Consider the following 5,926-nt stretch of genomic DNA (forward strand, 5'->3'; position numbering starts at 1 on the left):
TCGAAGGGCTGGGTGCTGGCGAGGGCATTGACGCGCCATTCGCCGAGGTCCTGGCTGCCCGACTGCCAGCGCGCCAGCATGCTGGCGAGCTGCTGACGCCGGATCGGCTTGGACAGGAAGTCGTTCATGCCCGCCGAGAGGCAGCGCGCACGCTCCCCCGCCGCCACATTGGCCGTCATCGCGACGATAAGGCTCGGCGCACGCCTGTCACTGTGCTCCATGGCGCGCCAACGCCGCGCCACCGCAAAGCCATCCAGTCCCGGCATGCGCAGGTCGAGCAGCACCAGCACCGTATCGCGCTGGCGCGCATACCACGCCAGCGCCGCCTCGCCACTGTCGACCGTCGTCACCGTGTAGCCCAGGCCACTGAGCATGGAGTGGGCCACTTCGCGATTGATGTGATTGTCATCGACCACCAGGACATGCTCGCCACGGCTGAGCGGCAGAGGCGCGGAGGTGAAGGCCGGTCGCTTGAGCGCCGCGGCGCGTGGCAGCGGCAGCTCGAACCAGAAGCAGGCGCCCTTGCCCGGGCGTTGCTTGAGGCCCAATCGCCCGCCCATCAGCTCGACCAGCCGCCGCGAGATCGAAAGCCCGAGTCCGGTACCGCCGAAGCGACGCGCAGTGGAGGCATCGCCCTGGGTAAAGGGCTCGAACAGCTGGGCGGCCTGTTCTTCACTGACCCCGATGCCGGTGTCATCGACCTCGAAGCGCACGCGCCCCGCCGGCAATGCCTCGACCAGCAGACAGACACGCCCCTGCTCGGTGAACTTGAAGGCATTGGAGAGCAGATTGAGCAGCACCTGACGCAGACGCACCGAATCGCCCATGACCTGCTCGGGCAGCTGGGGGGAGCGGCGGTCATCAAAGACGATGCGCGTGCTGTCCATCTGCGGCAGCAGCAGGTCGATCACGCCATCGATGGCCGTGTGCAGTTCGAAGGGGCGTCGTTCGACGCTGAGCTTGCCGGCCTCGATCTTGGAGAAGTCGAGGACATCATCCACCAGCCCCATCAGCACTTCGCCGCTGTCGCGCAGGCTGCTGGCATAGCGGTGCGCACTGCTCTGCAGCGGTTCGGCCAGCAACAGCTCGCTCATGCCGATCACGCCATTGAGCGGGGTGCGAATCTCGTGGCTCATGGTGGCCAGAAACTCGGACTTGGCGCGACTGGCCTGTTCGGCCCGCGCCGCCTCGTGCTTGAGAGCCGACGACATCGCCAGCATCTGCAGGCGGGCCTGTTCACGCCCGCGGGCCTGCAGCCAGACCTGACGGCAGACCATCAAGGTGGCCAGCAGCATCAGCGCCAGCAGCAGCAACATCAGCTGCACCAGGCTGTCGCGGCTCTGACGCTCGTGGGCCAGCTCCTCGGCCAGGCGTGCGCGTACCCGCAACAACAGCGTCTGGGTGGTATCGCCCAGCGCATCGCTCAGCTGCTGGAACTCCGCCGCCTCGCGACCCTCGGGCCCCAGCACCTGGGAGCGCTGTGCAGCGTCATCTACTGAAGCGTCGTCAGCCTGGGCGCCCTGCACCGGGCCCGTGCCCTCGAACACCGGGCCATGCCGCCAATTTTCCAGCCGCAGATCGAGATACTCGATCTGGCTCATCAACTCATCGGCCAGCAGCGGCACGGCCGGCAGGGTCATCAGGTGGCGCTGGAAATCCCCCCGCCGGAAGATATAGGTGCGGCTGTAGAGCAGCTCGTAATTCTGCAGCACCTCATTCCAGATGCTGGCACGATCGGCTGGCCCGGCGACGCGATAGCGCGCTATCGAGGAGGAAAGGCTGACCGCCTCACGATCCAGCTTGTAGATCGACCAGACGGCGTCGTCGCGGGTGCGGTCTTCCAGACTGACCTGGTTGTGCAGGATGGTGCCGCCGATGCCGATGGAGGCCAGCAGACACAGGATGCTGATCGCCATGCCCAGCCACAGCGGCCAGCGCGCGGGGGAATTGCCGCTTCCGCCCACACCCGACGCGGCAATGCCCTGATCAGCGAAGGACTGATCAGCAGCGGTGCCTGAATGCGGGGATCTTTCATCCGGCGACTGATTCACTGCATGACTCCATGTCATCTTGCGCCTGAGGGGTCAGGCGCCAGCCCTCGCTCACTCCAGCGTCAGCCCGGTGACCTGCCAGACACTGCGAAAGCGTACCTGCTCATTGAGCAATTCCGGATGAGCATCGAAGGGATACAGCACGAACAAGGGCCCGAGATCCCGCACCGGCATGCGCTCGCCGTCGCGTCGCGTGGCCAGCAGGACATCGAAGTCCTCGATGTCACTGAGGGGAATCTCGGCCACGAAGTCATTCAGTGCCCGCACCTTGAGCCCCCTGGCATCTTCAGACACCCGCGCCACCAGCTCGCGCAGCAGCGGGCCGGAGAAGCTGACACGTCCCTGGGTCCAGGGGGTGTGGGTGGCCACCACGCGCGACGGCATGGCCTCGAGCATCGCCAGATCGAAACGCGCCCGTGGTGCCTGCAGGGAACCGGCATTGCCACAGCTGACAGCGCCCTCGACCGTCAACACCACCGGCCCGCTGGGCGCGGGCAGGCAGTCATTGGCCGCCAGCACGTGGCGCTCGCCTGTCGCCAGCGGCGCCTCGGCGGCCAGGGCCGCAGGGCTGAAGAGACTCGCTGACAGGGTTGCGATCAGGCTCGTTGCCAGGGCGACCTTGCGCCAGATGGAGCTGCGCGAGCCGTGCCCGCGGTTGACTGGCCTGGACAGCGGACTCACGAGGCGCTTCGCCGATGGATCATTCATGCCGGTTTCCCATGCTATTGTGCGAACGCCATGTGCATTCAAGGGCCCAACTTTACGCTAGCTCGCGCATGCTTTGCGAGCCTGCGAACCTCGCGCCACGACGAGTTGTCACACTCAACGCACGGAGCCACTCATACGCCCAGGCCCAGGCCCAAGCCCACGCCTGCGCCCATGGCTGGCGTTCGTCGCCTGTTCCGCTATCGCTTGATAAGCGTCAGCTGATGATAGTCAGCTGACCGCTATCCGTCTCCACCTGCCATCGAGCCTGCTTCATGTCTGCCACTTCGTCCGCTTCGCTGCCTGCCAACGGCTCTCCCACACCGACTGCTGCCCTGCCCCGCGTGCTGGCAGGCCCGATATTGCGCCGTGTCACCGCCGAGGGCGTGATGCTGTGGCTGGTGACCTCTCGCCCACAGCAGGCGCGGGTGTGGCTGCTGCCGGAGCAGGATGCAACGCCTCCCACGCGAGGTGAGGATGGCCTGCCGACGACATCAAGCTGTCGGCTGACGGAGCATCTGGCGATGCCACTGGGGGAGCATGCCTGGCTGCTGTTGATCGAAGCGCATCCCGACACGCCCTTGCCCGCCGACTGCGCCATCGCCTACGAGCTGGGCCTGGCGGAGCCGTCATCGGCAACGGCAGCGTCAACGGCAACGGAAGCGGCAGCGTCATCGTCAGTTACGCCCGAATGGCAGGGCATCGCCGACTGGGCGCCACAGATCTGCTACCCCGGTGAAAGCCTGCCGCGCTTTCGACTGCCGTCACGCCTGACGCGTGTCGCGCATGGCAGCTGCCGCAAGCCGCATCACGGCTTGAGTGACGACGAGCAGCAGGCGCAGCAGAGTGCAGAAGACGCTGCGTCGACCGATCGCCTTGAGACGCCACCGCCCAAGGGCCCGGGTGGCGACGGACTGGTGGCGCTGGATCGCTGGTTGAGCGAGCGACGTGAGAGCGTCGCCGAGTGGCCGGAGGTGATGCTGTTCACCGGCGATCAGATCTACGCCGACGATGTCGCAGGGCCGATGCTGGGCGCGATCGATCAGCTGATCGCGGGGCTGGGGTTGCCGGAGGAGACGCTGATGGAGGCCGAGGTCTCCGACACTCGTGAGCTGCGCCAGCACCCCTCGCATCTCTACCACCGCCCGCAGCTGCTGCCGGACATGCCGGCCAACGAAGGTGTGGCCGCCAGTTTCTTCGGTGCCAAGCGCAAGCCCATCTTCACCTCCACCGGTGCTGACAACCACCTGATCGGCCTGTCGGAAGTCATCGCCATGTACCTGCTGGTGTGGTCTGACGTGCCGTGGGAGGCGCTGGGCATCACCCTGGAAGACCCCTCTGCGCTCGAGGGCCATGACGACGCCACCCGCGAGCGCCATGCCACCGAGGCCCGCCATCTGCGGCGCTTCTGTGGCGGACTCGGTCAGGTTCGTCGCCTGCTGGCCAATGTGCCCAGCCTGATGATCTTCGATGATCACGATGTCACCGATGACTGGAACCTCAGCGCCGCCTGGGAGGAAGCCGCCTATGGCCACCCCTTCTCGCGCCGCATCATCGGCAATGCGCTGACCGGCTATCTGCTGTGTCAGGCCGCCGGCAACGGGCCGGAGCCACTGGCGGAGCTGCTGGAGGAGACACGGGCGCTGTTCACTCATGCCCTGACTGGCACTGACACGGCCGCAGACGGCCATTTCGATGTCGAGCGTCAGGAGGCGTTGATCGCCCACCTGCATCGCTGCGAGAGCTGGGATTATCAGCTCGACACCACGCCGCCGCTGATCGTGGCCGATACGCGCACCCGCCGCTGGCGCAGCGAGCGCAAGCTCTCGCATCCCTCGGGGCTGATGGACTGGGAGGCGCTGAGCGAGCTTCAGCAACGCCTGGTCGGCCATCCGGCCGTGGTGCTGGTGTCCCCGGCGCCGATGTTCGGCGTCAAGCTGATCGAGAGCATCCAGAAGCTGTTCACGCTGGCGGGCAAGCCGTTGATGGTCGATGCCGAGAACTGGATGGCGCATCGCGGCGCGGCCAGCGTGATGCTCAACATCTTCCGCCACTCGCGCACGCCGCAGAACTTCGTGATCCTGTCCGGCGATGTGCACTACTCCTTCGCCTACGACGTGCGCCTCAAGCATCGCCGTTCGAGCCCGAGCATCTGGCAGATCACCAGCAGCGGCATCCGCAATCGCTTCCCGGTCGGCCTGCTGGATGTGCTCGACCGTCTCAATCGCTGGCTGTACGCCCCGCGCTCACCGCTCAATCTGCTGACGCGCCGGCGCAACATGCGCGTCACGCCGCGCCGCCACGACGCGGCCAGTCATGGCGAACGCCTGCTGAACGCCTGCGGCATCGGGCTGGTCGACCTGGACAGCGACGGCCGCCCCACCGCCATCCGCCAGCTGACCACCGACGGACAGGAGGTGCACTTTGTGCCCCGTCGCTGATGCCCACTGCCCGCCGCTGGCGCTGATCCATCATCCCGGCTATCGGATCGCGCTGCCCGAGAAGCATCCCTTCCCGATGGACAAGTTCAGCGTGCTCAAGCGCCTGCTCGACCGCCAGCTGGCCGACTGCGCCTCGGCTGTCGACTGGGTGACGCCCCAGCCCGCCGAGGAGGACGACCTGCTCAGCGTGCATACCCGCCGCTATGTGCATGAGTTCCTCACTGGCACCCTGAGCGCGCAGGCCCAGCGGCGCAGCGGTTTCGTGTGGAGCGAGGCACTGCGCGAGCGCAGCGTGCTGGCCGTGGGCGGCACCCTGACCACCGTACGCGAAGCGCTCAAACGCGGGCTGGCCTGCAACACCGCGGGCGGCACCCATCACGCCCACCCGGAGGCCGCCAGCGGCTATTGTCTGCTCAACGACATCGGCGTGGCGGCGCATCAGGCGCTGGAAGACGGCGTGAAGCGCGTGCTGATCGTCGATCTCGATGTGCATCAGGGCGATGGCACGGCGTTGATCTTCGCCGACGAGCCGCGGGTCTTCACGCTGTCACTGCATGCCGAGAGCAACTTCCCGGCGCGCAAGCAGCAAAGTGATCTGGACGTGCCCTTGCCCAGGGGCATGGGCGACGCGGACTATCTGGCGGTGCTGGAGCGTACGCTTACAGAGGTGCTGACGCGGGTACGCCCGCAGCTGGTGATCTTCGATGCCGGTGTCGACCCGCATGCCGC

Annotated in this window: 4 protein-coding genes; 2 read left to right on the forward strand and 2 right to left on the reverse strand. The window is 66.7% G+C overall.

Annotation, left to right across the window (positions count from 1 at the left end; translation table 11 throughout):
* The coding region (locus tag AC4FAH_RS12720; RefSeq protein WP_490246149.1) for an ATP-binding protein at positions 1-2,051 on the reverse strand (2,051 nt) is incomplete at its 3' end.
* A 51-nt stretch (positions 2,052-2,102) separates the two neighbouring features.
* Positions 2,103-2,759 (reverse strand): putative pterin-binding protein, encoded by a 657-nt coding sequence (locus AC4FAH_RS12725; RefSeq protein ID WP_242007689.1) that lies wholly within the window; start codon positions 2,757-2,759, stop codon positions 2,103-2,105.
* A 272-nt stretch (positions 2,760-3,031) separates the two neighbouring features.
* On the opposite strand from AC4FAH_RS12725, the gene AC4FAH_RS12730 reads away from it, so the two are divergent.
* Both AC4FAH_RS12730 and AC4FAH_RS12735 read left to right on the forward strand, forming a co-directional pair.
* Complete coding sequence (locus AC4FAH_RS12730; protein ID WP_490246150.1) at positions 3,032-5,197, forward strand: alkaline phosphatase D family protein; 2,166 nt, start codon at positions 3,032-3,034, stop codon at positions 5,195-5,197.
* On the forward strand, positions 5,181-5,926 hold a 746-nt coding region (locus AC4FAH_RS12735), incomplete at its 3' end, for a histone deacetylase family protein (protein ID WP_490246151.1). The genes AC4FAH_RS12730 and AC4FAH_RS12735, both read left to right, overlap by 17 nt.

This window comes from Cobetia sp. (genome assembly GCF_983723665.1).

Coding starts and splice junctions, on each gene's coding strand:
- AC4FAH_RS12725 (WP_242007689.1), bottom strand. CDS start 2,759: ATGAATGATCCATCGGCGAAGCGCCTCGTGAGTCCGCTGTCCAGGCCA.
- AC4FAH_RS12730 (WP_490246150.1), top strand. CDS start 3,032: ATGTCTGCCACTTCGTCCGCTTCGCTGCCTGCCAACGGCTCTCCCACA.